This is a genomic window from Synechococcus sp. CS-603, from assembly GCF_977929215.1.
The window spans coordinates 428,276-453,840 of record NZ_OZ376778.1 but is presented as its reverse complement, the minus strand read 5'-3'; the positions used below and the strand labels follow the sequence as shown (position 1 = coordinate 453,840).

The 25,565-nt window shown below is 61.6% G+C and carries 34 protein-coding genes; 9 read left to right on the top strand and 25 right to left on the bottom strand.

Features of this window, described 5'->3' with window-relative positions:
• Positions 1-10 precede the first annotated feature (10 nt).
• From ACXMDM_RS02435 to ACXMDM_RS02420, 4 genes are read right to left on the bottom strand one after another with little or no spacing between them, the layout of a single operon-like run.
• Positions 11-1,492, bottom strand: a complete 1,482-nt coding sequence (locus ACXMDM_RS02435; protein ID WP_071800457.1) for a cryptochrome/photolyase family protein — start codon at positions 1,490-1,492, stop codon at positions 11-13.
• Positions 1,489-2,052, bottom strand: a complete 564-nt coding sequence (locus tag ACXMDM_RS02430) for an NUDIX domain-containing protein (RefSeq protein WP_071802016.1) — start codon at positions 2,050-2,052, stop codon at positions 1,489-1,491. The genes ACXMDM_RS02435 and ACXMDM_RS02430 overlap by 4 nt, the downstream gene beginning before the upstream one ends.
• Before the next feature lie 52 nt (positions 2,053-2,104).
• A complete protein-coding gene (gene folK / locus ACXMDM_RS02425) occupies positions 2,105-2,716 on the bottom strand; it encodes a 2-amino-4-hydroxy-6-hydroxymethyldihydropteridine diphosphokinase (RefSeq protein WP_120352763.1) in 612 nt (203 codons plus the stop codon).
• A gap of 7 nt (positions 2,717-2,723) precedes the next feature.
• Entirely contained in the window at positions 2,724-3,233 is a 510-nt protein-coding gene (locus tag ACXMDM_RS02420; RefSeq protein WP_259723249.1) for a methylated-DNA--[protein]-cysteine S-methyltransferase, read from the bottom strand.
• 324 nt (positions 3,234-3,557) lie between these two features.
• Between ACXMDM_RS02420 and ACXMDM_RS02415 the strand changes: the two genes are divergently transcribed.
• A complete protein-coding gene (locus ACXMDM_RS02415) occupies positions 3,558-3,896 on the top strand; it encodes a hypothetical protein (protein ID WP_259723248.1) in 339 nt (112 codons plus the stop codon).
• 223 nt (positions 3,897-4,119) lie between these two features.
• Here ACXMDM_RS02415 and ACXMDM_RS02410 read toward each other — a convergent pair whose 3' ends face one another.
• Positions 4,120-4,494 carry a Rho termination factor N-terminal domain-containing protein gene (locus ACXMDM_RS02410; protein ID WP_071800454.1) on the bottom strand — a complete coding sequence of 125 codons (375 nt, stop codon included), beginning with the start codon at positions 4,492-4,494 and terminating at the stop codon, positions 4,120-4,122.
• Positions 4,491-4,979 carry a hypothetical protein gene (locus ACXMDM_RS02405; RefSeq protein WP_071800453.1) on the bottom strand — a complete coding sequence of 163 codons (489 nt, stop codon included), beginning with the start codon at positions 4,977-4,979 and terminating at the stop codon, positions 4,491-4,493. Before ACXMDM_RS02405 ends, ACXMDM_RS02410 begins: the two co-directional genes overlap by 4 nt.
• Positions 4,980-5,173: 194 nt before the next feature.
• Here ACXMDM_RS02405 and ACXMDM_RS02400 point away from each other — a divergent pair, with 194 nt between their 5' ends.
• Both ACXMDM_RS02400 and ACXMDM_RS02395 read left to right on the top strand, forming a co-directional pair.
• The gene (locus ACXMDM_RS02400) at positions 5,174-5,830 is read left to right on the top strand and encodes a hypothetical protein (RefSeq protein ID WP_259723247.1); all 657 of its coding nucleotides are present in this window, start codon (positions 5,174-5,176) and stop codon (positions 5,828-5,830) included.
• Between the two features lie 214 nt (positions 5,831-6,044).
• Positions 6,045-6,998 (top strand): IS1595 family transposase, encoded by a 954-nt coding sequence (locus ACXMDM_RS02395; RefSeq protein WP_071799713.1) that lies wholly within the window; start codon positions 6,045-6,047, stop codon positions 6,996-6,998.
• A 248-nt stretch (positions 6,999-7,246) separates the two neighbouring features.
• Here ACXMDM_RS02395 and ACXMDM_RS02390 read toward each other — a convergent pair whose 3' ends face one another.
• Positions 7,247-8,722 carry a polysaccharide deacetylase family protein gene (locus ACXMDM_RS02390; RefSeq protein WP_259723234.1) on the bottom strand — a complete coding sequence of 492 codons (1,476 nt, stop codon included), beginning with the start codon at positions 8,720-8,722 and terminating at the stop codon, positions 7,247-7,249.
• A 408-nt stretch (positions 8,723-9,130) separates the two neighbouring features.
• Between ACXMDM_RS02390 and ACXMDM_RS02385 the strand changes: the two genes are divergently transcribed.
• The gene (locus ACXMDM_RS02385; protein ID WP_233831260.1) at positions 9,131-9,403 is read left to right on the top strand and encodes a hypothetical protein; all 273 of its coding nucleotides are present in this window, start codon (positions 9,131-9,133) and stop codon (positions 9,401-9,403) included.
• Between the two features lie 395 nt (positions 9,404-9,798).
• Here ACXMDM_RS02385 and vapC read toward each other — a convergent pair whose 3' ends face one another.
• The gene (vapC, locus tag ACXMDM_RS02380) at positions 9,799-10,194 is read right to left on the bottom strand and encodes a type II toxin-antitoxin system VapC family toxin (protein ID WP_499570010.1); all 396 of its coding nucleotides are present in this window, start codon (positions 10,192-10,194) and stop codon (positions 9,799-9,801) included.
• Positions 10,195-10,196: 2 nt separating this feature from the next.
• Positions 10,197-10,400, bottom strand: a complete 204-nt coding sequence (locus ACXMDM_RS02375; protein WP_071800449.1) for a type II toxin-antitoxin system VapB family antitoxin — start codon at positions 10,398-10,400, stop codon at positions 10,197-10,199.
• A 67-nt stretch (positions 10,401-10,467) separates the two neighbouring features.
• Between ACXMDM_RS02375 and ACXMDM_RS02370 the strand changes: the two genes are divergently transcribed.
• Positions 10,468-10,866: a hypothetical protein gene (locus ACXMDM_RS02370; protein ID WP_186437637.1), complete on the top strand. Its 399-nt coding sequence runs from the start codon at positions 10,468-10,470 to the stop codon at positions 10,864-10,866.
• Between the two features lie 158 nt (positions 10,867-11,024).
• On the opposite strand, the gene ACXMDM_RS02365 is transcribed toward ACXMDM_RS02370, so the two are convergent.
• Positions 11,025-11,204 carry an addiction module protein gene (locus tag ACXMDM_RS02365; RefSeq protein ID WP_233831257.1) on the bottom strand — a complete coding sequence of 60 codons (180 nt, stop codon included), beginning with the start codon at positions 11,202-11,204 and terminating at the stop codon, positions 11,025-11,027.
• A 161-nt stretch (positions 11,205-11,365) separates the two neighbouring features.
• On the opposite strand from ACXMDM_RS02365, the gene ACXMDM_RS02360 reads away from it, so the two are divergent.
• Positions 11,366-11,566: a hypothetical protein gene (locus tag ACXMDM_RS02360; protein ID WP_145536939.1), complete on the top strand. Its 201-nt coding sequence runs from the start codon at positions 11,366-11,368 to the stop codon at positions 11,564-11,566.
• A gap of 72 nt (positions 11,567-11,638) precedes the next feature.
• Here the strand turns inward: ACXMDM_RS02360 and ACXMDM_RS02355 are convergent, their stop codons facing one another.
• The 5 genes from ACXMDM_RS02355 to ACXMDM_RS02335 form a co-directional block, all read right to left on the bottom strand.
• Positions 11,639-11,941 carry a HigA family addiction module antitoxin gene (locus ACXMDM_RS02355; RefSeq protein WP_233831148.1) on the bottom strand — a complete coding sequence of 101 codons (303 nt, stop codon included), beginning with the start codon at positions 11,939-11,941 and terminating at the stop codon, positions 11,639-11,641.
• Positions 11,928-12,140, bottom strand: a complete 213-nt coding sequence (locus ACXMDM_RS02350; protein ID WP_311134040.1) for a type II toxin-antitoxin system RelE/ParE family toxin — start codon at positions 12,138-12,140, stop codon at positions 11,928-11,930. Before ACXMDM_RS02350 ends, ACXMDM_RS02355 begins: the two co-directional genes overlap by 14 nt.
• A 540-nt stretch (positions 12,141-12,680) precedes the next feature.
• The gene (locus tag ACXMDM_RS02345) at positions 12,681-12,905 is read right to left on the bottom strand and encodes a 2-oxoisovalerate dehydrogenase (protein WP_313772485.1); all 225 of its coding nucleotides are present in this window, start codon (positions 12,903-12,905) and stop codon (positions 12,681-12,683) included.
• A 198-nt stretch (positions 12,906-13,103) separates the two neighbouring features.
• Positions 13,104-13,460 (bottom strand): HepT-like ribonuclease domain-containing protein, encoded by a 357-nt coding sequence (locus ACXMDM_RS02340; protein ID WP_259723235.1) that lies wholly within the window; start codon positions 13,458-13,460, stop codon positions 13,104-13,106.
• Positions 13,453-13,761, bottom strand: coding sequence for a nucleotidyltransferase family protein (locus ACXMDM_RS02335; RefSeq protein WP_071802012.1), 309 nt, complete (start codon positions 13,759-13,761; stop codon positions 13,453-13,455). The genes ACXMDM_RS02340 and ACXMDM_RS02335 overlap by 8 nt, the downstream gene beginning before the upstream one ends.
• Positions 13,762-13,994: 233 nt before the next feature.
• Here ACXMDM_RS02335 and ACXMDM_RS02330 point away from each other — a divergent pair, with 233 nt between their 5' ends.
• Positions 13,995-14,192, top strand: coding sequence for a hypothetical protein (locus ACXMDM_RS02330; RefSeq protein WP_259723236.1), 198 nt, complete (start codon positions 13,995-13,997; stop codon positions 14,190-14,192).
• A gap of 286 nt (positions 14,193-14,478) precedes the next feature.
• On the opposite strand, the gene ACXMDM_RS02325 is transcribed toward ACXMDM_RS02330, so the two are convergent.
• Positions 14,479-14,979, bottom strand: coding sequence for a GNAT family N-acetyltransferase (locus tag ACXMDM_RS02325; protein ID WP_071800441.1), 501 nt, complete (start codon positions 14,977-14,979; stop codon positions 14,479-14,481).
• Positions 14,979-15,251: a type II toxin-antitoxin system TacA family antitoxin gene (locus ACXMDM_RS02320; RefSeq protein ID WP_071800440.1), complete on the bottom strand. Its 273-nt coding sequence runs from the start codon at positions 15,249-15,251 to the stop codon at positions 14,979-14,981. The genes ACXMDM_RS02325 and ACXMDM_RS02320 overlap by 1 nt, the downstream gene beginning before the upstream one ends.
• A gap of 775 nt (positions 15,252-16,026) precedes the next feature.
• On the opposite strand from ACXMDM_RS02320, the gene ACXMDM_RS02315 reads away from it, so the two are divergent.
• Positions 16,027-16,545 carry an HIT domain-containing protein gene (locus ACXMDM_RS02315; protein WP_259723237.1) on the top strand — a complete coding sequence of 173 codons (519 nt, stop codon included), beginning with the start codon at positions 16,027-16,029 and terminating at the stop codon, positions 16,543-16,545.
• A gap of 62 nt (positions 16,546-16,607) precedes the next feature.
• Positions 16,608-17,534, top strand: a complete 927-nt coding sequence (locus ACXMDM_RS02310; protein ID WP_259723238.1) for an HNH endonuclease — start codon at positions 16,608-16,610, stop codon at positions 17,532-17,534.
• 177 nt (positions 17,535-17,711) lie between these two features.
• Here the strand turns inward: ACXMDM_RS02310 and ACXMDM_RS02305 are convergent, their stop codons facing one another.
• The 8 genes from ACXMDM_RS02305 to ACXMDM_RS02270 all read right to left on the bottom strand — a co-directional run bounded on the left by ACXMDM_RS02305 (position 17,712) and on the right by ACXMDM_RS02270 (position 25,510).
• Positions 17,712-17,981 (bottom strand): BrnT family toxin, encoded by a 270-nt coding sequence (locus ACXMDM_RS02305; RefSeq protein WP_259723239.1) that lies wholly within the window; start codon positions 17,979-17,981, stop codon positions 17,712-17,714.
• Positions 17,968-18,339 carry a hypothetical protein gene (locus ACXMDM_RS02300; RefSeq protein WP_259723240.1) on the bottom strand — a complete coding sequence of 124 codons (372 nt, stop codon included), beginning with the start codon at positions 18,337-18,339 and terminating at the stop codon, positions 17,968-17,970. The genes ACXMDM_RS02305 and ACXMDM_RS02300 overlap by 14 nt, the downstream gene beginning before the upstream one ends.
• 77 nt (positions 18,340-18,416) lie before the next feature.
• The gene (locus tag ACXMDM_RS02295; RefSeq protein ID WP_259723241.1) at positions 18,417-19,298 is read right to left on the bottom strand and encodes a GIY-YIG nuclease family protein; all 882 of its coding nucleotides are present in this window, start codon (positions 19,296-19,298) and stop codon (positions 18,417-18,419) included.
• Positions 19,299-19,324: 26 nt separating this feature from the next.
• Positions 19,325-20,938 (bottom strand): type I restriction-modification system subunit M, encoded by a 1,614-nt coding sequence (locus tag ACXMDM_RS02290; protein ID WP_259723242.1) that lies wholly within the window; start codon positions 20,936-20,938, stop codon positions 19,325-19,327.
• Between the two features lie 16 nt (positions 20,939-20,954).
• Positions 20,955-21,785, bottom strand: coding sequence for a RhuM family protein (locus ACXMDM_RS02285; RefSeq protein WP_259723243.1), 831 nt, complete (start codon positions 21,783-21,785; stop codon positions 20,955-20,957).
• 7 nt (positions 21,786-21,792) lie between these two features.
• Entirely contained in the window at positions 21,793-24,024 is a 2,232-nt protein-coding gene (locus ACXMDM_RS02280; RefSeq protein WP_499570003.1) for an AAA family ATPase, read from the bottom strand.
• Entirely contained in the window at positions 24,025-24,444 is a 420-nt protein-coding gene (locus tag ACXMDM_RS02275; RefSeq protein WP_499570001.1) for a restriction endonuclease subunit S, read from the bottom strand.
• A 40-nt stretch (positions 24,445-24,484) separates the two neighbouring features.
• A complete protein-coding gene (locus tag ACXMDM_RS02270) occupies positions 24,485-25,510 on the bottom strand; it encodes an IS3 family transposase (protein ID WP_313772237.1) in 1,026 nt (341 codons plus the stop codon).
• Positions 25,511-25,565: the final 55 nt, after the last annotated feature.

Here is a 25,565-nt window from a genome sequence, read left to right as displayed (position 1 = left end):
GCGCAAACAGCTAGCGCAAAGACGCGTAGAGCTGCTTGAAATGGGCCTGTTGCTGCCGGTGCTCCACGATCGGCGCCGGGTAACCGAGCCGTTCGAGGGGCGCGATGGTGCCGCTGAGCAGATCGGCGGTGGCCACGCGGGCCAGCTCCGGCAGCCAGCGACGGATGTAGGTGCCCTCGGCATCGAAGCGAGTCGCCTGGGTGTACGGGTTGAAGATGCGTAGCGGTTTGGGGTCCATGCCGCTGCTGGCGCTCCACTGCCAGCCGCCGTTGTTGGCGGCCAGATCGCCGTCCACCAGGCGCTCCATGAAGGCCCGCTCGCCCCAGCGCCAGTCGATGATCAGATCCTTGACCAGAAAGGAGGCGACGATCATGCGGCAGCGGTTGTGCATCCAGCCGCTGGCGTTGAGCTGACGCATCGCCGCATCCACGATCGGCACGCCGGTGAGGCCCTCGCACCAGGCCCCGAAGCGAACAGGATCGTTCTCCCAGGGGAACTGGCGCCACTGGGCCCGGTAGGCGCCGTCGGCCAGGGCCGGGAAATGGAACAACGCCTGCTGGTAGAACTCGCGCCAGGCCAGCTCCTGCTCCCAGACGGTGATCGCCTGTTGCTGCTCCCCGCTGCCGGCGGCCGGTCTCATCGCCTGGGCGGCGGCCCAGGCCTGACGGGGACTGAGGGTGCCGAAGCGCAGGGCGGCGCTGAGCCCGGAGGTTCCCGCTTCGCCGGGCAGGTTGCGGCCGGAGTCGTAGTTGAGCAGGGCGGCATGGCTGAAGCCCTCCAGCTGCTCTCGGGCGGCCGCCTCACCAGGCCGGCAGGCGCAGATTTCGGCGCCGGCGAAGGCTGCACCCAGGTTGGCCAGATCCTCAAGCGCCTTGGCCGGCTCGCCGGGCAGCTCGCTCTCCAGCGCCTGGGACGCAGCCGCGTCCAGATCCTGCAGGCCGCTGGGCGCCGGGGTGGGGGTGAGTGTGGCGGCGGGCCTCTCCTCCAGCTGTTGCCGCCAGCGGCGCCAGTAGGGCCCATAGACCCGATAGGGATCGCCACTGCCGGTGCTGAGGGTATCGGGGGGAACCAGCAGCTGGTCCCAGCCCGCGAGCACTTTCCGGCCAGCGGCCTGCAGGGTGGCGGCCACTTTGCGGTCGCGCTCCCGCCCGGCCGGCTCCACTTCCCGGTTCCAGGCCACCACGCCCGCGCCGATCGTGGCGGCGAGCCTGGGCAGCAGCGCGACGGGGTCACCGTGCAGCACCAGCAGTTGGCTGCCGGCGGCGCGCCAGCCTTGCTGGAGTTCGCGCAGGCTCTCGGCGAGAAACCACAGCCGCGCCACTGATTGATCCGCTGCCGCCAGCTCGGCCGGATCGATCACATACACACCCGTGACAGCAGCGGTGGCACGGCAGGCGGCGGCCAGGCCGAGGTTGTCGGCCAGGCGCAGGTCGCGCCGGTGCCAGAACAGCCAGCGAGTGCTCCCTTCCGGGGCGGCGGCGGACGCACTCATCCGAGGCCGAGCAGCTGGCGGGCGCGGAACCAGGCGGTGACGCTCTTGCCATCGAGGGCCTCATCGCCACTGGCCAAGGCGGCATCGAGGGCGGCGGGCTCGATCAGCAGCACCTCCAGGTCCTCGTCCTCGTCGGCGGCGGGCCGCTCGCTCAGGGCGCTGAGCTCGCGGGCCAGGAACAGGTGGATCAGCTCGTCGGAGTAGCCGGGGCAGGGCAGCATCAGACCGAGCGAGTCCCAGCGGGCGGCGCTGAAGCCGGCTTCTTCGCCCAGCTCGCGCTGCATCGAACCCAGAGGGTCTTCGCCCGCTTCCAGGGTGCCGGCAGGGAACTCGAGGATGCGGCGTTCCACCGCGAAGCGGTACTGGCGCAGGATCACCACCCGGCCGTCGTCGAGCACGGGCACCGCCAGGGAGGCGCCGGGGTGGCGGATGATCCCGTAGGTGCCCTCCACCCCCATCGGCAGCACCACCCGGTTGAGCTCGAAACGGATCTTGCGGGCCTGCAGGGCCGCCGTGGTTTCCAGGTGGGTGGACGGCTCGGGGGGCGGCAGCGGAGCCATGGAGCAGGGCTGAGGGGATTCCAGCATGACCGCCTGCCGTAGCCGGCGCGGTTCACTCCAGAAGCGATGCTCCCCACTCAGGCCAGCCAGTGCGACCAGGCAGGAGCTGCGGTGGTGTCTCCTTGGAGCCCGCCAGCAGCTGCTGCAGCAAAGCGGCGGCCGTTGTGGTTCCCCCGGGTGGCACCAGCCCTGGCTCGATCGCCGCCAGCGGCGCCAGCACGAAGGTGCGCTGGCGCAGGCGTGGGTGGGGCAGCTCCAGCTGGAGCGGCGACCCCTGATCGGCGGCTGTGGCCGTGGCACCACACCAGAGCAGGTCGAGATCGAGGCTGCGGGGCCCCCAAGGCACCAGCCGCTGGCGGCCGAAACGCGCCTCCAGGCTCTGCAGCCGAACCAGCAGGTCCAGCGGATCGGGCCAGGATTCGCTGTTTTGCAGGGCGGCGCCGCTGGCAGCCCGCTCCACCAGCAGCACCGCATTGAGAAACGGCGGCTGCCCCGGCGGACCACCCACCGGCGCCGTGCGGAACAGCGGCGACCAACGCAGTTTCAGCAACGGCTCAGGCCCACCCATCCAGGATTCCAGCTCTTGAATCAGCAACGGCCGCAGGGCCGTGAGCGTGGCAGCGGGATCGCCGAGGTTGGCCCCAAGGGCGATGGCCGTTGTCAAGGCGGGCTCAGGCTCGGTTACGGCCAGCTTCGCGCTCCAGCAATGCTTTTTTGCGCTCAAGGCCCCAGCGGTAGCCACGCAGGGAGCCGTCGCTGCCGATGACGCGGTGGCAGGGGATGGCCAGGGCGATCGGGTTGGCGCCGCAGGCCTGGGCCACGGCCCGCACCGAGCGGGGTTCGCCCAGACGGCGGGCGAGCTCGGCATAGCTCACCGTCCGGCCGGCGGGAATCAGGACCAGCTCCTGCCAGACCCGCCGGCGGAAGGGCGTGCCGCCCAGATCCAGCGGCGGTGGCGGCACCGGCTCGTCGATGGCGGCGAGCACCTGGGCCAGCCAGCCCTCCAGCTCGGGATCGGCCGCGGCGAGCTCGGCTGCGGGATGGCGCTGGCACAGCTCTTCGCTCAGTGGGCCTGGCTGATCGCCCAAGGTGATCGCCAGAATGCCGCGCGGCGTGGCGGCGAGCAGGATCCAGCCAAGCCAGCAGGGCCGAAGCAGGAAGCGAACGGTGTCAGAGCCCATCGCCGGCGGGCGCAATCACGACAGGATTTTGTCGGACAAAGCGCGACGAACAACGGCCCCGGCTGTCGTGCAACACGATTCAATGCTCAGGCAGGAGAAAAGCAGACGAAATGTCGGATCGATCGCGTTCGACTCTTGCTTGCCAGCACTCAGGGATTGATTCCACGCCGATCGAGCCCACCTTCTTGATGGAATGACCAGCGGCCTTGAAGGGAGAGTGGTGAATCTGGGGGATGATTGAAAAGAGGAGGTCATCACCTCAGGCTTTGCGTTCCCCATTCACCCCTCCCTATGTGCAGATTGATCCCACTCGGACTGGCTCTGGTGGCTGTTGCTGCGCCCCTGTCCGCAGCGCAGCTTCCCTTCGAGCCCAACCCCATCGCCTTTGCCACCTACCTCGGCAAGGAGGCCCTGGTGGATGGCAGCCGCGCCAGCTTCAAGAACCTGAGCGGTTGCAGCATGGGCAGTGGCAACCCCAAGACCTACCAGTGCGAGTCGGGCGATGCTGTGCTGACCAGCCCGAGTGGGTCACGCACCTGCAAGGCGGTCTCCCGAGAGGGGCGACCCGGCATCATCTGGACGGCGGGTAAGACGGGAAGAGGGTCATGGCAGGGGAATCTGGAGTGCCCAGCCATCGCCCCGGCCGCCGCTGCTCCGCTCTGAGCTGATCCGGCCAACGGCGATCAGAGATGAATCAGAATCAGATCCTGTCGCCCCTGTTCCGCTAGCCAGGGGATGACGCCTCGTAACCGATGAGCCCTCTGTTCCCCTGTTCGGTTTGCGGCGTCCAGATCGAACGCTCCGTGCAGCTCTATCGGCAAGAAAAGGGGCGTTTGCTTTGTTCAACCTGCAAGGACAAGCTGGAGGCCGAGCGACCCCCAGCCTCTTAAGCCAACAACTGCCGCAGCAAGCCAATCAGCTCCTTTTTGCTGAACGACTCCAACGGCGGCGGTGGGGGCTCCACCTGGTTCCGCTCAAGAATCCTGGCCAGCTCAGGCTTCTTCAACTTGGTGTAGCCCTTGATCCCGTGCGCCTTGCACAGCTGCTTGAGGGCTGCCACCGACAGCTTGAGAAAGCTGCCTTTGCCCAGCAGGGCCTGGCCGCGCCGGGAAGGAGCATCGGGCGGATCGTGCAGCTGGCTCAGGGCTTCACCTGAGCGTTGGAGATGCGCCTCCACGCGGCGATACACCCGGGCATCGCTGCCGGCAAGTTCTCGGTGGCTCTGCTCAAGCAGATCGGCAATCGATGGACCCGCGCTCATGGCTGTTCGTTGATCAAGTTGCCGTTGATCTGGCGCGGGGTGAGTTCGGCAGAGCCCTGGCTGTCGACCGCCGATTCACTGGCGAGTGCCGCAGCGTGCGCCTTGGCCTGGCGCCAACGGCTGGCCTGGGTGATCAGCCGCCTGAACATCTCCACCAGCCAGAAGCCGCTCTGGCGCTCACTCTCATCAATCAGCCCCACCATCGCGTCACCGGTGTCCTCCAGTTCGCGGATCACGGCGCCGAGCTTGGCGTTGAGGGCATGCAGCCGCAGCTTGGTCCGTGCTTCATCAGCCAAGTCGGCCTCCAGTTCGCCCAGCTCCCGTTTCAGCTCGGCAATCACCACGCCGCGACGGTCGCTCTGGGCCTTGAGAACCCCCCGCGAACGATTGGCCGACACCAGCGCCGCGCGGCATTCGCTGTAGGTGTCCCCCAGGGCCTCTGGCTCCGGGGATGGCGGGAACTCGCTGGCTGAGCGCAGGGCCATGCTGCCGACGGGAACTGATGATCCATTCTTAGACAAAGGTGTAAGAAGGCCACAGCTCCGCTCATTTGCAGCTGAGCGCAGCTGGTCACTCGCCGTTGCTGCATGCCTTGCCAAGGGGATGGATCTGGCCGCCACGGCGGATGGCCTGGGGGTGGCCCCATGCTTGGTCGGATGGTGCTGTGGATTCACCGCTGATGGAGACGTTCGAGTTCTTCAAAACAGCCCTGCCGGTGCTGATCGTGGCGGTGGTCACCCAGTTGACACTGGTGGTGCGCAGCGGTCTGGAAAACCGCAAGACCCGGCGCTTTTTGCGGGCCGATCTCGCCACCGAAGCGAGGGAGGGCCTGCGAGGGCTGGACATCTTCCTGGCCTCCTGCAACGCGGCCAACGTCACGGATGTGAACCAGCTGGGGCCTGGTCTGGCGATCGCGATTGCGCCGATCCAATGCAAGGAGGAATACGTGCGACTGTCGGCGGCGGTCAAGGAGGCGCTGCCCACCCTGAGCAAGCAGGAGTTTCAGGTGGCATCGGCCCTGAAGGGAGCCTTTCGCCTGATCATCGGGTATACCGAGGCCTGCAACAATTACTTCCTCATCCTCCAGAACGCCACGATCAGCCCCGGATTTTCCGAGGAGGGGGTGGAGTTGCGCCGCCAGATCTTCCGTGACTTCGGTGTAGTGGCCAAGCAGCAAATCCATGTCAATGCCGACAAGGCCAGGGCGATGGCCAGCCTGTTGCTGAAGGACATGGATGACCAGGAACTTGAAGCGCTTGAGGAGGCACTCGAGCAACTACCGGATCCGATTGACGCCGCCCGGCCAGCTGAGAACCAGGATCAGAGCGCTCGCTGAGGCAGCGGGGGATCAAGCGCCTTCTGGATGCCGTCCCAGAACTGATGCCTCACCACCAGGGCACGCTGGGCCAAGCCGTGCGTCTGCCGAAGGACTACCGCTTCTTCGGCACCGAAGTGCTGGTGAAGTCTTTTGGCAACTTGATTAGGCAGCAAGCTCCGCAGGCAGCCCTTTTGGGACCTAGGCTGGTACGCATATACCAGTCGTCACTGCCATGGCTATGAATCGGATCCAGTTCCAGGCCAGCCTGTCGCTGCCCCAGTTTATTGAGCTCTACGGAACCGAGCAAAAATGTGAAGTTGCCCTGGAACAGGCGCGCTGGCCTGATGGTTTCCGTTGCCCACGTTGTGAGGGCAAGGAGTACGGGCTCATCATTGGCAGGCGCCACAAGCGCTATCAGTGCCGGAGCTGTCGTCATCAAGCCACCCTCACGGCCGGTACCATCTTGGAGGCAACAAAGTTACCTCTGACCACCTGGTTCCTTGCCTTCTACCTCGTCGGCCAAGCCAAGACAGGAATCTCCTCACTAGCTCTGAGGCGTCATCTCGGTGTGAACTACCGAACGGCATGGTTGCTTCAGAACAAGATCATGCAGGCAATGAAAGAACGTGATGGCGCCTATGTCCTCAGAGGAAGGGTGCAGGTGGATGATGCCTACCTTGGCGGAGAACGCTGTGGTGGCAAGCCTGGTCGTGGATCGGAGAACAAGGTGCCGGTCGTGGCAGCCGTCTCTGTCGATGAGGCGGGCCACCCCCGGTATATAAAACTTGCCACCGTGCCCACGTTCTCTTTTGCCGCTATTGCTGATTGGGCCCAAGATTCACTGGCGATAGGCTGTGAAGTGATCTCCGATGGGCTGGCTTGCTTTCGCGCCGTTGCAGAAGTCGGTTGCTTCCATCATCCTGTGGTCGTAAAGGGTCGTCATCCCAATGAATTACCAGAATTCCGTTGGATTAACACGGTGCTCAGCAACTTGAAAACCAGCTTCAGCGGCAGCTTCCATGCCCTTCGCTTCGAAAAGTACGCTGATCGCTACTTGGGCGCCTTCAGCTACCGCTTCAATCGGCGGTTCAATCTGGCGGCAATGACCGAGCGTGTGGTTCATGCCATCTGCAGCTGTCAAGCACGGCCGGAACGACTCCTGAGGTGTGCGGAGTTTGCTACCTAATCGAGTTTGGCAATGTCGTGCTTTTGCTACCGGTAGACGATCATTGGCAAATCCTGGAGGCTGCTCTGAAAGACTTTGAGCCGGGGTTTGAGATCAAGCGTCAGCAGCCTGAGGAATAAGACAGCGCTGAGATCAACCCTTGATGAGGCGGCCCATGCCCTGAGCCAACAGGCCATCCTGATCACGAACAACACACGTGAATTCGCCAAGGTGCCGAGCCTTCAGCTCCACAGCTGGGTGTCAGCGGCCTAACCCATCACCGCCTCACCACGCCGGTGAATCTCGCGGGCGTAGTCAGTCCAGACGCCCTGGCCCCAATAGCGGAAACAGCTGGTTTCCAGCAGCAGCACCTGGAGCAGCGCCTCTTGATAGGGCGGGGTTTTGGTCACGGCAGGATCCCCCGCCACCAAGGGATCAAACACCTGGTGGAAGCGGGCGCTGAGCTGGTTCATTGGCTCCAGCACGTTGCCGTAGCCCTCCACCCAACTGAGGTTGTTGGTCCACGACGCTCCCGCCATTGAGAACTGGGGATCGTTGGCTTGCAGTTCAGCGATCGCCGCTTCGGTGGCCTGTGGGGTGGGCGCGCTGCCAGTGGTTTGGCTAGCAACTTTTTGCCAGAGCTTGTGTTGGTGGATCGCCTGAATGTGCGGGAATTCAGCTGCGCTGACACCGGCGGCTTCCAGCAACTCCAGATATTCGGTGCCATTGATCGCCACCGTGCCTGATTGAGGGCCTGAATCACTCCCCATAGCGGCGATTTTCTGATGGGCCTGGATGAAGGCTGAGGGGAATTCATTCATCATTACGCCGCCATTTTCGCCGTCGGCAATCTGGGACACCAGCGCAGGGATTGTGGTTTCCCCCAGCCCTTGACGGCCCAGCCCTAACGCTTCGTAGCAGGGCTGCATCTGACCCACCAGCTTGGTGTCTGAGCCCTGGGTTTTGATCAGGGCGGTGATGGACACCGACTCGCCGCTGGAGTTGCGCGCCACCAGTTGGTTGGGAAGGTACTTCTGCTCCTGACTGAGGCTGGAGCCATCGAAATTCTCCACGCTGTGCTCCTGCACCAGCAGCCACTGGTAGCCGCACGCGCGCAGGGCCTTGATCAATTCATAGAGGGTGTCGGGGTGGTTGGGTAGGGCCATTTCCGGCGGCGAGAATCCCTTGACCCGTTGCAACGCCTCAGCACCGAAGATGGCGGCGAAATGCTGTTGCCAGGCCAGGATCTGCAGCTTCAGATCGGGGATCGGCGTAGAGGGAGCTACGGCATGGCTCCAGAAACTGCCCAGGAATTCCACATGGGGTTGCAGATTTGGATCGCAGGCGAGTTTTTTGAGGGCATCGAGAATGTCGACGCGGCCCATCTGCTCAAAACCCCAGAGCAGATTGCCGGAATAATCCAGCATGATCCGAGGGTTGCAGCCCTCTGCAATCAGCTGGGGGATGATCTCAGCGAGACGCTTGTAACAGTGGGCAAACGGTTCGGCGTTGTGGTTATCACCCTCGCCGGGGTGCTCCAGCATGTACTGAAGCTGGGAGATCAGCTCTCCACCAGCCCCAGCTGGAATCGTGGGCTGGTGCATGTGCAGGGCGCAGGCAAAGCCTGAGCTGATCTGCTCCAGCTTTAAGTTGGTGCGCGGCAGAAAGACCGGGCCGGCTGGCTGCACCAAAGCGAGGATCTCGGCTTCGTCGCCAGCGATCGGCGGTAGGGAACGGGTGGTCATGGCAGGAGCCAGGGGGTGATCAGCTTCAGTTCGACCTCGGCAAAGTCGGCATAATCCCAGTGGCGAGCTGAGCGTTGTGGGCCAGGACGGTGGCGGCAATCACCGCATCGATTTGCTGAATAACCGGGCTTTGGTGCTGCCTTCGAGGTTGCGGATCCTGAGAGGAGCCATCGACAGGCTCTCGCTTCTGCTCAAATCAAGGTTACCAACGCTTCGTGTCGAGCAGCAGGGCCTCCCTCACGTCTCGATTCCAGGCGAATGTCCCACCGCTGCGACGAGATCGGCGCGGGCAACCGTCCGCTGAATGGGTCAGATCGTTTCAATCGGATTAGGCTGCCGGGTGTTAGAGCGGCCCTTGGCAGGCCAAGCGGCGCTATTCAGAGAACTTTCCTTATGTTTGATGACTTGATGGCTCTCCCCGTGCAGAAACTACCTCTCGCTTTGGTCACTGGGCTTCTGGTTCTGCCGCTGCTGACCCCTGGCACAGCACAGGCTCAAAAGCGGATTCCCAAACTCCCGGGATATGACCAGTGTCCGCTCGGTTATGTGAATGACCTGAAGCAGCATTGCAATTCATTCATCTATTACGAGGTGACGCCCACCGCTGGAAAGCCCTGTCCATCGGGATGGATGAACATTGGGGCTGGCTATTGCAAGAAGAAAACACTCGGAATTTTCTGAGGCGCTTGGCAAGGTGAAAACTCGAGCCGTTTATCTCTGGCGTGGGGGCGGATGCCGCTCTGGAGTGGGCTCTGATCAGCCAACAGCTCTCCGCTGAGCTGGGCCACAAATGGCAGGGACGTTGGTTACTCCACGGACCAACGCGGGTCTCCGTTGAGAAGCACATGCCGGAATGATCAGGTTAGTCGACTAAACTGGTTGAACTCAAGCCAGCGGTGGTGGCCATGCGTCAGGTGAACATGCACGACGCCAAGACTCACCGGTAACGGCATCACCACTGAGCGAAGCCGAGCGCGATGAGCTGCGGCGCGGGCTGTTGCTTGGCAAATCCCGCACCAGTGCGCCCTGGAGGTGGCTCACATCATTCCAAGAAGTACTCAATGGCCGGGTGCTGCTCACACCCATAACCGGACATCCACGTGCTGAGAAGCCGCCTGAAAGTCTTGATCCGTTGTGAGCAGCGTCAGGTCGTAGCGCTGGCAAAGCTGGATGAGCAGGGCATCAATCGTGCCGATCTGGACACCCCGGCGGCGGCAGGAATTGCGGATGCCGGCGGCGGCGATGTGATCCTGCTTATCGGGCTGAAGAAAGGCGAGCACGGAGAGGCGCTCCACGAGCTCGTCACGGTTTTTGGGGCCGGCAAAACCCTGCAGCACTTCCTGGAGCACCAATCCGGTGGTGAAGACCTGGTCGGCACCCTGGAGCGCGGCCCGGAGTGCACCCACCTCAGGCACGCCCTGCTGGCCATCACGGCGAAAAGCCAGCGACCACACCGACGTGTCGACCAGCAAACTCACAGCTGGCGATCACGTTCGGCCTTGTAGTCGTAGCCGGGATCCCACTCGAGCTTGCCGAAGAGCTCCGCCACCTGGCGCTGTTCCCGGCGCGCGATGAACTCCTGCAGGGCGCGGGTGACGGCGGCTTTCTTGGTGGGCTCACCGCTCACACGGAAGGCGTGATCGAGCAGGGCCTGATCGAGAGCGAGATTCGTGGCCATGTGTGACCTCATGGTGAGGTGTCTACACAATAGTTCCTCCGGCCTGGTGGAGGGGGCATGCAAAGGCATGGCGCCTGGTAGGGGCTTCTCCCCCACCTACGAACGCCTGGGCGACTACTTGGCGGGGCGGATGCGCATGAGCCCCATCGACCAGCCGCTGATGCTCATGGAACTGCTCGGCCGCCGCAGCCCAGCCCCCGCCCAGGACATCGCCCGGCGGATCCTGGGGGAAGACGTGACCCAGATCGACACCTACGTGCAGCGGGTGCTCACCGGCAACGGCATCACCGCCTACGGGAACGACGCCTACAGCCTGATCGGCGGCCTGCCTGGGCTCACGGGTTGGGCCGATCGGTCTGTAGCCGTGAGCGAATCAAGAGCGGATCGCGGCGACAGTCGAGGATGGCGTAGATGTCGATTCTTTCCTCCTCCACCAAGTAGTAGAGCGCGAATGGGAATCTTCTGATTAGCAGCCGATGGAAGCCGTCGACCTTCGAATGGATGCCAGCGTACAGAGACAAAAACCGGACATCGGCTTCAATGGCGTCAAGAAAACGGTCGCCAAGGCCGACGAGTTGGCGCTCATAAAATATCCAGCCATTGCGGAGATCATCCCTGGCGGCGTCAAGAAGTCTGATGTCCACGGAGCTCAAATCTCAGCTCAGCGATGGCAGCATTCCAGGGCTGAAAACGGTCAGGATCCTGCCGTACCTGCTCACGGCGTCGCTCTAATTCATCGCGATGCCAGGAGGGGGAATCGACCTGATCGGGCGTAGCGGAGAGATCTGCCCAGAGGAGTTCCATCGCCTCGAGCTTCTCTTCCAGACTCATCTTAGCTAGAGAGAAATGTGCCGCCATCAGCCGAGGCCTCCGAGGGAGCAATCTCACCACTGTAGAGCTGATGCAAATGCAACCACGACAACGATCCAGACCACACGTTCAGAGGTTTGCTGTTCAACTCACCAGTGCCACCCCCTGTCCCCTCCCCCACCTACGAACGCCTGCGCGACGACGTGACGCGGCCGATGCGCATGAGCCACATCGATCAACCGCTCATGCTGATGGAGCTGCTCAGCCGCCGCAGCCCAGCCCCAGCCCAGGACATCGCCCGGCGGATCCTGGGGGAAGACGTGACCCAGATCGACTACTCACCGTCAATGGCGTGACCAGCTACGCCAACGACCACTACCGCCTGTTGGGTGGCGACGAACTGAGCGACGCCGAGCCGACAGCGCTGCTCACGCCATTGGCTGGATTGGCTCGATCGCCGGCAGCACACTTTCCAGAGCCTGCTTGGCCAGCTTCAGATCATGGCTCCCTTGCATCCGCAGCCAGAAGCCCTCGCTCAGACCAAAGAACCGGCAAAGGCGCAGATCGGTGTCGGCAGTGATCGCCCGCCGCCCTTTCACGATGGCGTTGATGCGGCTCTCGGGCACATCGATCGCCTGCGCCAACCGGTACTGGCTGATCCCCAATGGCCGCAAGAACTCCTCCAGCAGCACCTCGCCGGGGTGAACGAGCATCGCGTCAGTGATAGTCAACGATTTCGACATCCTCTGGCCCGGCTTCCGTCCAGTGAAAGCAGAGCCGGAACTGGTCGTTGATGCGGATGCTGTGCTGGCCATGGCGGTCTCCCCGGAGCGGCTCCAGGCGGTTGCCTGGTGGAATCTGCAGATCGTTGAGGCCTGCGGCGGCATCAAGAATGGCGAGCTTGCGCAAGGAGAGCTTGCGGAAGGCCACGCGAGCGATGCTCCCAAAGCGCCGCACCGGCTTTCCCGAAAACAAGGCCTGGGTGTCTCGGCAACGAAACGACCTGATCACACCGCTACCTTACCACCGCCAGGCGTAGGCACGTCAAGCGGTGGTACAGGGCGACGGCGATCACGAGCTGACATGGCGGCCTGGCTTGCCTGTGTTCTTCCCCTTACAAGTGCCACCCCCGTCACACCCCAGCGAGGATGCGCCCATGCCACTGAACGCATGAAGCGAATGGGCGAGACACGCCGATCAGTGGCTATCGAGCGTCAGCGGACAGGATCCCCACGAAAAAGAAGCGCGGCCCCAAAGGCCAGCCCTCATAGGTCCAGGCTGCCGGTCAGCTCTTCGATCGAGCAGCCCAGCTGAGCGGCCACGTCCTTGAGGATCTGGCGCAGGGTGCCGACCTTCACGGGCTTGTGGGCGGGAATTGTGAGGTGTGGCTGCCTGTCTGTCGGGTCACCGCGTAGCCATGGCGTTGCAGGCGCTCAGCCAAGAGCTGGCCGTTGACGTCCCGCGGAATCCTCACAGGGCCAGCAGTTCCTGCCTCACGTGATGAAGACGGATCAGGGGTGGCGCCTCGCCGGGATCGAAATGGCAGACAACGGCATCGCGGATCTCCCGGTGGAGCTCCTCGAGGGTGCCTGCCTCGGTGTGGATCGCTGCACCGGCAGCACTGGCCCGGAAGGAGCCATCCTCCGCTTCCTCCACCACGAAAAGGATTTCCTGCATGGCCGCCTCCAGTGTCATCACTCTTGCAGTGGAGGAAGGGATCCTGCTGCTGACTGGGCAGCCGCCCGCGCCCAATCCAGAAGGGATCCCAGCAGGGGCGATGACCTGACGGGCCGCCCAAAGCCAACCCTGGCCCTCTGCTGCGTTCCGCGAGCAGCGCGGCGAGGATGTGGTCTGCCGGGCAGAAGTCTTCGGCTGCGCGCATGGCTTCCGCCGTCACAGCTCAGCCTCAGCCACCTGGTCCAACTGTGCGGCAAGGGCTGGCAGGCTCTCGGAAACAATCTGCCAGATGGTGTCGTCTTCCAGGCCAAAGTAGGCATGGGCCAGAACATCACGGAGACCAGCAATTCGCCGCCAAGGAACCTGCAAATGGCGCTCCCGGATCTCCGCAGGGATCTGCTTAGCCGCTTCGCCCAGCACCTCCAGATTCCTCAGCACGGCATCAAGCGTCAGCTCATCATCGAGAAACTGTTGCTTGGTGAGGCCACTGCTGTAGCGGAGCACCTTGGTGCAGCACTTCCGCATGTCCTGAAGAAACAAGGTCCAGTCGCGACCCTGGTGCTGCTCAGGCAAGCGGAAGGGCCTCCTGCTCAATGCGTTGGCGTAATTCCGGGCGAAGTCCGCGCCGGGTGACCAGATCCACCCGAGCGTTGAGCAGATCTTCCAGGGCCAGCTTGAGATCCATGTACTGCTCAAAGCTGGGGCTGCCTGGGAAATCCACAAGCAGGTCCACATCGCTCTGGTTCGCTGCCGTGCCGTGGAGCACAGAGCCAAACACCCGCAGATCCCGACCACCGTGGGCAGCGATGAGCGCCTGCAGCTTGGGCGCCAACTGCGACAGCTGCTGGAGCGTTGGGGGTTGGCTGGCGGTCATGATGCCCATTCTGCTGCCCCTCGCCAGTACCGCCCCGATCCCGGGCCGCGCGGCTCCAGGGCCCGCAGCACGTTTTGCCATGGCCTTCCCATCGGTTTTGGGTATGGAGGGGACTGGGTTGGCTGCAGCCGCCACGCGCCCGCGCCAGAAGGGATCCCGGCAGGGGCTCCGGCCTGACGGGCCGCCCAAAACCAGACCTGGCCCAAGCGCCCGGCAGCCGCCAGCACCGCTCCATGCCCCCTCCCACCTCCCCCACCTACGAACGCCTGCGCGACGACGTGACGCGGCGGATGCGCATGAGCCACAGCTACCAGCCACTGATGCTCATGGAACTGCTGGGCCGCCGCAGCCCCGCCCCAGCCGAGGACATCGCCCGGCGGATCCTGGGCGAAGACGTGACCCAGATCGATTGCTCACCGTCAACGGCGTGACCAGCTACGCCAACGACCACTACCGCCTGTTGGGCGGCGTAGCCGAAGGCTTCTGCGTAGCAGTAGAGCTGAGCGATGCCGAGCGCGATGAGCTGCTGCAGCTCTGCCGCCAGCGCCTCAACACTTTCCGCGCCCGTGGCCGCTGCGAATGCTGCGGCGCGGGCTGTTGCTCTGCAAATCCCTCACCAGCGGGCCCTAGAGGTGGACCACATCGTGCCCAGGACGATGAGCGGCTCCGACGACCTCAGCACAACCTGCAGGCCAGCGACACCCTGCGCCGCTCAGATCAGAACGGCAAGGTGGCCGCCACATCCGAGAGACGGATCAGCAGGGTGTCGGGGTCGATGGGTGAGGGATCAAAACCCATGTGGAGATAGAAGCTGCGGGCTTCCGTGGACGCTGCATGAACCACGATGCCGCGCACGCCGATCTGTGTGCTGGCCTGCAGCACCCGCTCAAACGCATCGGCGAGCAGTGCGCGAGCGATGCCTCGTCCCTGGACACTGCGGCAGACCGCCAACCGCGCCAACACCACCACTGGAATGGGATCGGGCATGTTGCGCCTGAAACGCCCAGGGGCTGAGGCCACGGCCACCGAGCCGGAGGCCAGGGCTACATAGGCCTTGACGATGTCGTCGCCATTGCAGACCACGAAGCTGCGCGTCGCACCGCCCTTCTGGTTGGTCAGTGCACGCTGCTGAAGCCAGTGGTCAAGGCTGGAATCGCCACAGTCAAAGCCGACAGTGCTGTGATGCTGCGCCAGCGGCTGCGGCGCCTGCAGATCCATCAGCGCTGCCAGGGCTTCGGTGCCGTCATGGTGCGTTGTAGACGATCCGATGGGGTGGGCGGAGCGTCGAGCTGGCGAAGAAACAAGTCGAACTGTTCAGGCGAAATGGCCTGCCAGGCCTGCTGCACCAGCAGCTCACGGGCGGCATTGCGGGCCGCCTGCAGAACGAAGTCGGTTCGGGTGAGGCCAGAAGTACGGACCGCGCGATCGATCAGCGCCTGATCGTCGGGCGTGACCCGCAAGTTCCAGCTGAGTCGAGGAGTGGCAGCCACGGATCAACAGCAGGCGTTAAGCAACCCTAGCCCTTTCAGGTAGACGTTGTCTATCCACATGATCACGGTGCAGGCCGACAGGGGCATCACGCTGGGACTCCGTCGTGGTGGACGTGATGGCAGCGCGAGTGGGCAAGGGTTGGAGCGGATGCTCTTGTCCGTTCCCCCGCTGGATGAGGCCCAAGTGTTGCCGTGGCCTGCCCATTGGTTCTGCAGATGAAGGGGACTGGGGCGGCATAACCACACCCGGAGCCGGGTTGGCTGCAGCCGCTGCGCGCTCACACCAGAAGGGATCCCAGCAGGAGCGCCAGCCTGACGGGCCGCCCAAAACCCACCCTGGTCGGAGCGACCGGCAACCGCCACCATCGCTCCATGCCCCCATGCCCCCATGCCCCCATGCCCTCATGCCCCCTGCCCCCTCCCCCACCTACGAACGCCTGCGCGACGACGTGACGCGGCGGATGCGCATGAGCCCCATCGACCAGCCGCTGATGGTGTAGCCGAAGGCTTCCGCGTAGCGGTTGGAACTGCTCGGCCGCTGATTTGCCAAGCAACAGCCAGCCCCGCCCCGTCGCAGGACATCGCCCGGCGGATCCTGGGGGAAGACGTGACCCAGATCGACACCTCACCGTCAACGGCATGACCAGCTACGCCTACGACCACTACCGCCTGTTGGGCGGCGAGGAGCTGAGTGACGCCGAGCGCGATGAGCTTCTAGCCCTCTGCCGCCAGCGCCTCGACGCCTTCCGCGCCCAAGCACCAGTGCGCCCTGGAGGTGGATCACATCATCCCCAGAAACCAGGGAGGACCCGACGACCTCTCCAACTTCCAGGCCCTCTGCTTCCGCTGTAATGCCGGCAAGCGAGACACGGATCGCACCGACTTTCGCGGACTCCTCGCCAGCTACCAGATCAGGCAGGAGGGTTGTGTGTTCTGCGCGCTGGAGGGCAGCGGCCGGGTGCTGCTGGAGAGCGAATTGGCGCTCTGCATCGCCGATGCCTATCCGGTGAGTGAGGGGCACAGCCTGGTGATCTCCAGGCGCCATGTGTCCGACGGGCTGGAGTTGCACCAGCCGGAGTGGAATGCGGTGGTGGAACTGCTCAAGCGCCGGCGGGAGCAGCTCGCGACTGACGATGCCGGGATCAGCGGCTGGAATGTGGGGCTGAACTCAGGCGAGGCGGCGGTGCAGACGGTGTTTCATGCGCACTGGCATCTGATTCCAAGGCGGCAGGGGGATTGTGAGCAGCCGCGAGGTGGGGTACGGGGAGTGATTCCTGCGCATCAGGCCTATTGAAGACACTCAGCTCTGACTCGGCTACAACTGGGCCAAGCCCAGCCACCATTCATGGCCTACTGGTGAGTCAACCAAAACAGACCTACCGGCAGGAGACCGACGGCGGCTACATCTGGTCGCCCAAGGCCAATGCCAACGGCGCGCGCAATGTGAGCTACGACAACCTCACCCGCTGCCAGCGGGGGGATGTGGTGTTCAGCTACGCCAACGGCAAGATCAGCCAGATCGGCTTGGTGGAAACAGCGGCGATCACCGCGCCCAAGCCGCCTGAGTTCGGATCGACCGGCGACAACTGGAGCCAGGAAGGTTGGCTGGTGCGCGTGAACTGGCAACCGCTGCGCCAAGCGTTGGTGCCGCAGACGTTCTTCGAGCTGCTGCAACCGCTGCTGCCTGAGCGCCACAGCCCGATCAGCACCAACTCAGGCCGGGGCAACCAGGGGGTGTACCTGGCGGGGCTGGGCGAAACCCTTGGCTTGCTACTGCTCAAGCTGATCGAAGACCATGCCGACCCGGCAGTGCGCGTGCACCTGGTGGTGCTGGCAGAAGAGGGCAACTACACCACCGCCCTGCTCGATGACATGCAACGGCTGCGGGAGGTGCCGAGCAGCACCGAGCGCGATGCGCTCACCAAGGCGCGGCTGGGGCAGGGGTTGTTCCGCCATCGGGTGTCTGAACTGGAGCCGGCCTGCCGGGTGACGGGGCTGGCGCGACAACAGTTTCTGGTGGCGAGCCACATCAAACCTTGGCGGGATTGCGATAACCGCGAGCGGCTCAGCGGAGCCAACGGCCTGCTGCTCTCCCCCCATGTGGACAAGCTGTTTGATCGCCACTGGATCAGCTTTGATGCCGAGGGTGCACTGCTCTGCGAACACGAGGCGGCCCGCGATGCGCTTCGCTGCTGGGGGATCGATGGGGCCAACCTGATCCGGCCGTTCAGTCGGGAGCAGGAGGCATTCCTGAGCGCCCATCGGGAGGCGCTTCGGACCTGAGGCGGCTTCGATCAGGCGTGTGAGGGAGGGTCGGCCACCACAGGCTGATCCGATTGCCCGGGTCGCCGGAGCACGGCATGGAGGAGATCCTCGTCGGTGATCTCCGGAATCTCTGTGTACTCCTCTGGCTGGATCACGTGGGCATCCACACGCAGAAGATCAGAGCGGATCGGATCCTCAGGAGAAGTAGAGACGAAAACGAAGTTGTTCTCTTGCATTAGCCTTTCGCATCGAAATGATCTGCCGGTGGGAGGATCGTTTCGTGTACACGATGACGACCAGACGCCTCTCAAGCAGGCCCAGGCAGACGATCCGTTCCTCACCATAGTCGCGGCGCACATCCTGGAACTCAAGCGTGGGCCCTGAAAAGACGCGCTCAGCATCAAGAAAATCCAGGCCGCGCTGCTCAACGGTTCGCAGGCGCTTGGCCGGGTCAAAGCTGATCACCGGGCAGGAAGCGCCGAATGAACAGCTTCAGCGGCATTGGCCCGCAGCGGGGAATCCAGCTGGCGCTACCCGGAATCCGACGCCGGCACTGCACCTCAAGGTGGGGATCGGTGCCAGGGAGGAGCTGCACCCGGTAGCGGTACTCGGCATCGGCAGCCTGCTCGGGGCTCTGAATTGGCTCCGCCCTGGGCTGCGTGCTCAGGAAGGCGGCGAGGAAGCAGGCGGGTTCATGGTTTTCGCGCAGGGCTGCCGCAAAGCGCCAGGCGGCTCCGGTGGGGTAGCCGTCGTGATGGAGGTAAACGTGGCTCTCCGGGTCGCCGGGAAAGCCGGTGAAGGAGTAGACGGCGCGGGTGGCCAAGGCGCTGGGGCGGCTGCATTGGTGAGTGCCACCGGCGTATCAGCGACATGCCTCCTTACAAAACCTGCACGGTGCGTTCACCTTTCCTGCTCGATGGAGGCCGCCTCCGCTGCCTGCTCCTGATGGGCCTTGAGGGTGAGGCCCTTAGCGTCTTTCCACTCGGTGCGGCCATTGGCATTACGGGCGAGCAGCATCATCGCCGCCTGGGATGGTGAGGTGAATTCGTAGGCCTGGGCGAGGCTGAGGCCGGATGGTTCCTTGAGAAACACTCCCTGGCTCACCAGTTGCGCACGGGCCGTGACCCAGGCGGGAGGCGTGGAGTCGACGAAGTCGGTTCGGGCCCGGGCGCCACGCAACACGGTGAAACCGCCTGGCGACTCAAAGCCCTGGCCGGAAGCGTCTGGGCCCTTGAGGTGAAACAGCCTGCGGCTGGAGGCAGACGGCTTGCCCGATGGCTGCTCAAAAGCTCGGAAACCCAGCACCGGGCAGCAGAGCAGCACCTCCTCCAGGAAGCCATCAGCCTCGGCCCGGTCCATCTCCGCCAGGGAGATCGAGTGCCCCTGCACGACGTTCTCCAGGCGGCAGCGCTTGGCCTCCTGGGCCATCACAATCAGGCGCGCCTCCAGATGCTGGGCATGGGCCTTGTTGAGGTAGCCATCTTTGGAGGTGAAGGCATAGGCGGTAGTCCAGAACTCCTTGGCCTGGTGTTGCTCCAGGCGGCGGCCTAGGGGATCGGCTTCGCCGATGTAGACGCGATCACTGCCGCCCTCCGGATCTGGCCCCGAGAGCACATAGACGCCCGGGCGCGCGGCCTCAGGCCGCTGGGTGAATTCCTTGAGCTGGGAGCGGGGCACCACGAAGCCGATGCCGCTCCAGTTCGTTTTCTCCACAATGCGCATGCCCTCTGGTTGGCTGGAGGGCACGAACAGACGCAGGGCGAAGGGACGGGCGGGGGTCATGGCGTCTGGATGGCTCAGCTTTGCCGTCACAGCAAGGGGGGTAGGCCTAATTTCTCAAGGAACACATTGTGTTTGTCTCGAGCATCACGAATGGATTGCTCAAGGGAGGCCAGCTTGGAATGAACGGCCAGCAAGTCGATCTCCTCCTCAGCGACGGCCGTGCTGATGTAGCGAGAGATGTTCAGGTTGAAGTCATTCTTTTCAATCTCCGCCATCTCCACCCGGCGGGAGTAACGAGGTTCTGGCTCCCGCTGCTGATAGGTGTGGATAATCTTGCTGATGTGCTCCTGAGTTAATTGGTTCTGGCGCTTACCTTTGACAAAGTGCTCGGCTGCATTGATGAAGAGCACGTCATCGGGCTTCTTGCACTTCTTGAGCACGAGAATGCAGACCGGGATGCCTGTGGAGTAAAAGAGATTGGCGGGGAGGCCGATCACGGTGTCGATGTGGCCGTCTTTGAGCAGCTTGGTGCGGATCCGTTCTTCGGCTCCGCCACGGAAGAGCACCCCGTGGGGCAAGATGATGGCCATGACGCCTTCGTCTTTCAGGTAGTGAAAGCCATGGAGCAGAAAGGCAAAGTCTGCAGCGGATTTCGGGGCCATGCCATGGCTTTTGAAGCGCACATCATCGGCAAGTGCGTCGGTGGGCTCCCAGCGGTAGCTGAAGGGCGGGTTGGCCACGATGGCATCGAAGCTCGGCTTCTTGGCTGGATTCTGCTCGCGCAGCATGTCCCATTCGTTCAGCAGGGTGTCGCCGTGAAAGATCTCAAACTCCGTGTCTTTCACCCCATGCAACAGCATGTTCATGCGGGCGAGGTTGTAGGTGGTGATGTTGTTTTCCTGGCCAAAGATCTTGCCAATCGTGCCGCCCGCTTTTTTCACCCGCGTACGGATGTTGAGAAGCAAGGAGCCTGAGCCACAGGCGAAATCCAACACGCTGTCCAGTCGCTGCTTCGTTCCGGTTCTGGGTTCTTGGCTGTCGAGTGTGACGATGCCGGAGAGGATGTCTGAGATCTGTTGAGGGGTATAGAACTCTCCCGCCTTCTTGCCCGAACCAGCGGCAAACTGCCCGATCAGATACTCGTAAGCATCCCCCAGCGAATCGATGTTGGTAGAAAACTCCGCCAGACCCTCGGCAATCTTGGTGATGATGGTGCAGAGCTTGGCGTTGCGATCCGCGTAGGTTCGCCCGAGCTTGTCGGAGGCCAGGTTGATCTCAGCGAACAGCCCCTGGAATGTGCTCTCAAACGATTCGTTCTCGATGTACTGAAAGCCACCCTGAAGCGTGTTCAGGAGTTCACCGTTCTGGGTGCGCGCCAGATGGGCAATGCTGTTCCATAGGTATTTTGGCTGAATCACATAGTGGATTTTTCGGCGCATCTGTTTTTCAAAAGCATCGATATCCTCAGGGTTGAGTTCATACCAGATGTTCAGTGGTACCAGATAGCTGTCATCCTCCAGCTCTGGGTAATCGCTGCCCAGCTCCCTTTTCGCTGCCAGCTCGTAGTTGTCGGACAGGTAGCGCAGAAAGAGAAACGACAGCATGTAATCGCGGAAGTCGTCTGCATTCATCGCTCCGCGCAATTGGTCGGCGATCGCCCAAAGGGTGCTGCCGAGTTGCTTCTGGTTGGGGTCAGTCATGGCTTGGGGCGGCGTTTCATATTGGTTTCCAGAGCCTTGAGGATGGCCTCATCCTGCTGATCGGCGTGAAGGGCATCCTGCCTCTTGCGGTCGTTGTCAAACCTGCATGGGTGAGCAGAGGGAAGCCGTTGGAGGTGATGATCTGATCCTCGCTCAGGTAGCTCTTGGCCACGACGATGCCCGCCTTGCGCACCTTGTCGCCCTTCCAGGTCAGCAGGCCGAAATGCGGATCGGCGGGATTTGCCCGTGCGGTGATGAGTTCGGCTGCCGTCTTCCTGGTCACGGCGTAGATGAGAAGATTCTGTACGGTGGCATAGAAGACTTGGGTGCCCTTGTCGGTCTTGTCGTAGTCGCTGCTGAGGGCGAAGAGGTTGCGCACTTTCTTGTAAAAGCGCTTCTCGGAGGCCCGAATATCTCGGATGCGCTCCAGCATCTCGTCGAAGTAATCCGGGCGGCCGTCGGGGTTCTTCAGCCGCTCGTCATCCATCACGAAACCCTTGATCAGGTAGTCCTTCAGGATGGTGGAAGCCCACCGACGGAACTGCACGCCACGGGGCGAGCGCACCCGGTAGCCCATGGCCAGAATCGCATCGAGGTTGTAGAGGGTGACGGGACGCTGCACCTCGCGACTGCCTTCGATCTGAACTGTCAAGGATTCCTTGACAGTTGCCGCTGGGACCAACTCTCCTTCGGCAAAGACGTTCTTCAGGTGCAGGGAGATGTTCTGCTTGGTGGCATCGAAGAGTTCCGCCATTTCGAGCTGGGTCAGCCAGACGGTTTGCTCATGTGCCCGCAGCTGGATGTGGCTTTGGCCGTCGTCGCTGGCGTATAAGATGAACTCACTCATAGAGCCATTAAGGACTAACTCCGATCACAGTGCACATGGACGTGTAGTGCATGATGTCTTTCGCTTTCAAGGCTTGGATAACCTTGTTCACAGTGTTCTGTGCATTAGAGATAAAGTCTGGTTGCTGGAGAGCACGGGTCAATCCTTGCAAGTGCGACGCATCGTCAGCGAACTTCTGGATTTCGACCCGATCAATATCTACATCAAACAATAGGTCAAGCTTGTTTGACCATTTTGATATACAAGGCTTTTTGAAGCCAAGGTATGCTTCAAGGAACTTGCGCAGCAAGTTGGGGGAGGTATAAGCTTCATGAAGAGACGGCGCCTGCGATGATGCAAAGAGGTGCAATTGGTCAAAAATAAACTGGTATTCAGATTTGTATTTTCGAAGAAGAATTGGAGTATCCTCGAGCGTAGAGTGCCATTGGCGGCTGGTACCATCTATGTATCGCCGCGTGTAGTAGGCGCATGCATCAGGGTGGTTCGCAAACTGTTGCCTTGCCTGAAACCAATAGTCCTTGAGCAGGGTGTAAAGCTCGATGTTGTGAGTGGAAATAAAAATCTGCAGACATGACTCCAGTTGTCTTGTAATCAATGCATAAATTGCGTAGATGTGGTTTGAATCGAGGCTAGAAATGGGATCATCGATGAAGACAGCTGTTTGAATTAGTGAAGCGCCATTATTTTCAAGTGTAACGAGGAAATAGGCAAAGGTGATGGCGGTCTTCTCGCCTTCACTCAGGTTATTAGCTGGTGAACCATCGCGTCTGAATTCAAATGAGCCTCCAGGGAGTTCAGCGACTGAGATGTTGTTGTCCGGCAAAAGAAACTGGACCGTCTCGTTAATCTTTTGTGCTGCGATGGATTGCTGCTGGATCAGAGTTTCGACCCCCAGCTTCTTTGCGGTGATTTCAGTCAGAACATTTTGTGCTTTTTCAACTTGATCAATGGCAGCTTGAATCGCGGCCTCTCTATCTAGGACACTATTATTCTGATAAAAGCTCGCAGCTTGATGCTTCTCGATTGCACCCTTAGCAGATCTTTTCTCAGTGTCGATCTGAGTGCCCTTTTGATTGTGGGATGTAACAAGCGCGTTGATGTCCGCTACGAATTGATCAATTTCAGAGGTGCGTCTTGTGTCGACCACGCAGGCAAGTTGAGTTTCAAGGCTTAGCTGTTTCTGTTTGGCGAGCATGGCGAGCGCGCCGACTGCTGAATCTGCCCAAGTGATCCAATCCTCAATCCTAGCCTTCAGAGCAACAAACTGCGTCCGTAGATCTGGAAAGAAGTCACGCTCGTCTGGGAGATTAATTGACAGCTCTATGTCTTCAAGTGTGGAGGTTTGAGAAGCCACTTCTGCAGCTAACTCTTCGTAGGCTTTTGAGAAGTGTTTTTGCAATGCCGTCAGACGCTCCTCCGAAATTGTGGACCCGCAGAATTCGCACTGAGAGGATTCCACATGATGCGACAGGCCTGTTCGTATCCATGATTCAAGGTCACGATCTTCTTTCAGCTTGGCGATGGCCTCGTTCGATGCGGTCTTTTGCATCACCGGGAGCAAACCTTGATGCAAAGCATCTGGTTTATCCGCTGGAGCGGGAACAGCATTGATGTCCGCCCATTGTTCCGTGCTGCGGAGTAGCGACACCTTGGCTTGGAGGTCTTCCTCTGTAAGAATAAAAACGTCTGGCGTCGCTTTGATTCGTTCAATTTCAGCTACGCGTTTGGTACGATTGTATGTTCTGTCTCCGGTTACCGTGCTAACGGCCCTAGCATGATTTGTCTTCAACAAATCAAGTTCACTTTGTAGCCTCCCATGGTCTTCGGACATGCGTACCTTTATTCTTAGAACCTTTGTCTCGTGCTCACTCAAGCGAGCAATCCGATTGCGCAGGTGGATGGCATCGCCACCGACAATGAACACGCTAGGGGCTTGGTGTTCCTGCTGAAAGTTACGTTGGACGAAGTCACGGTTAAAGACCTTAATGAGCAGAGGATTAACCAGGTTGGAGTGCGTCCTTGTGGTCCCGTCTTGAAGCTCTACTTCGAATTGACAGCCCTGCCATTGTGCGAGCTGATTTGGTTCAGCAAGAATCTGAAACAGGCGAGATAGTGTAGTTTTGCCAGAGTAATTCCATCCGTAGATGAGGTTGCGTTTCGAAAAGGGTGTGGTGCCTGCCCATTGAAACTGGCGGAAGTTGCCGAAGTTAGTGAGTCGGTTAATTTTGAAGATCATCATTCAGTTCTCCTCCGGTGAAGGGAAAAGCTGCTGCATTAGCCCTTGCTTGTGGGTCTTGAGGGCTTCGAGCTTTAGGGTTTCGGCGGTGACCAGCACGTCGAGGCTGTTAAGGCAGGCGGCGATGCGTTGTTGTTCCGCGGGGAAGGGGAAACACACGGAGATGGACTTGACGATCTCTCCCGACAAGTTCCCCTGCCCACCCTGGAGATAGGTCGCCACAACCCAGTCCTTCTTGAAGCTCAAGAACTGGTAAATGAAGGCGTTACTCTCTTTGGATTTCAGGCACAAGATTGCCTGATTTATTGCACCACTAATTTTGGCGATTGCGACATCACCGCTGTTGGCACCATACAGCGCGACCAAGACATCTCCCTTGGCAACAATCTTCGATGCTGAATTCGCAAGGCCCTCGCGAGTCAAGAACGGTGACTGCCAGGAAAGATGACGCTCCTGCCGCTGATCAAGCGGCCATGGCCAATGTAGCTTTTTCGTTGTCCAATTCTGGCGGTGGCGGGTTGATCCACACCACTTCGGGTTGACGCCAGCAGCGCGTTGAGTGGCTCCATCGGCGGGGATGCAGTTGACGCGCCTGTTCATAGACGTGGGCTCTGTGTCGGCAGATTTCGACGGCCTGGCCGCAATGGCGCTGGTGGGGCGTGACGAACTTGATGCCGCTGTGGCGGTGCTGGTGGTTGTACCAGACCACGAATGACGCCACCCACAGGCAGGCCTCGTCCTTGCTGCTGAACGGACGGCTCGGGTAATCGGGCCGGTATTTCACGGTGCGGAACAGGGATTCTGAGTAAGGGTTGTCGTTGGAAACCCTTGGCCTGGAGAAGGATCTGAGTACACCGAGCTCCTCCAGCCTTGATTCGAGCGTGGCCGCGCGCATGGCATTGCCGTTGTCGGCGTGGAGAATCAACGGAGGGCGCTGCTGGGTCCCGAATCCCCGATGGCGAGAGATGCGCTCGCGCAGGCAGGCCCTACTCACCAGATCAGCAGCAATCTTGGCGTCCTCTCGTTCAGCGATATCCCAGGCCACGACTTTGCGGCTCCACACGTCGATCACCAAATAGAGGTACAGCCACACACCACGGACAGTGGTGGGCAAGTAGGTGATATCCCAACTCCACACCTGCTTGGGGCCATCGGCTCGGAGCCGCGGCACTGGTCTGGGTTCCTGAGGAGGCCTGGCACGGCCACGGCGATGGGCTTGCCCATGGGTGTAGAGCACCCGGTAAAAACTGCGCTCCGAGCCGATATAGAGAGAACGGTCAGCAAGGATCGGCACGATCTGTCCCGGCGGCAGCGCGGCGAATTCCGGCTGGTTGCAGGTGAGCAGGATCCGTTGGCGTTCCTCATCGCTGAGGCGGTGAGCCACATGGCGATGGCTGCCTTTCCTGCCATCGGTCCCATCCCCATCACCTGCGAACTGTCGGCGCCAGCGCTGCAGTGTGGTCAAGCCCACGCCCAGCAGCATGGCCAGCTCACTGGCTCGGGCTCCGTCAGCGATGCCCTCATCCAGGATCTGCAGGGCCTTC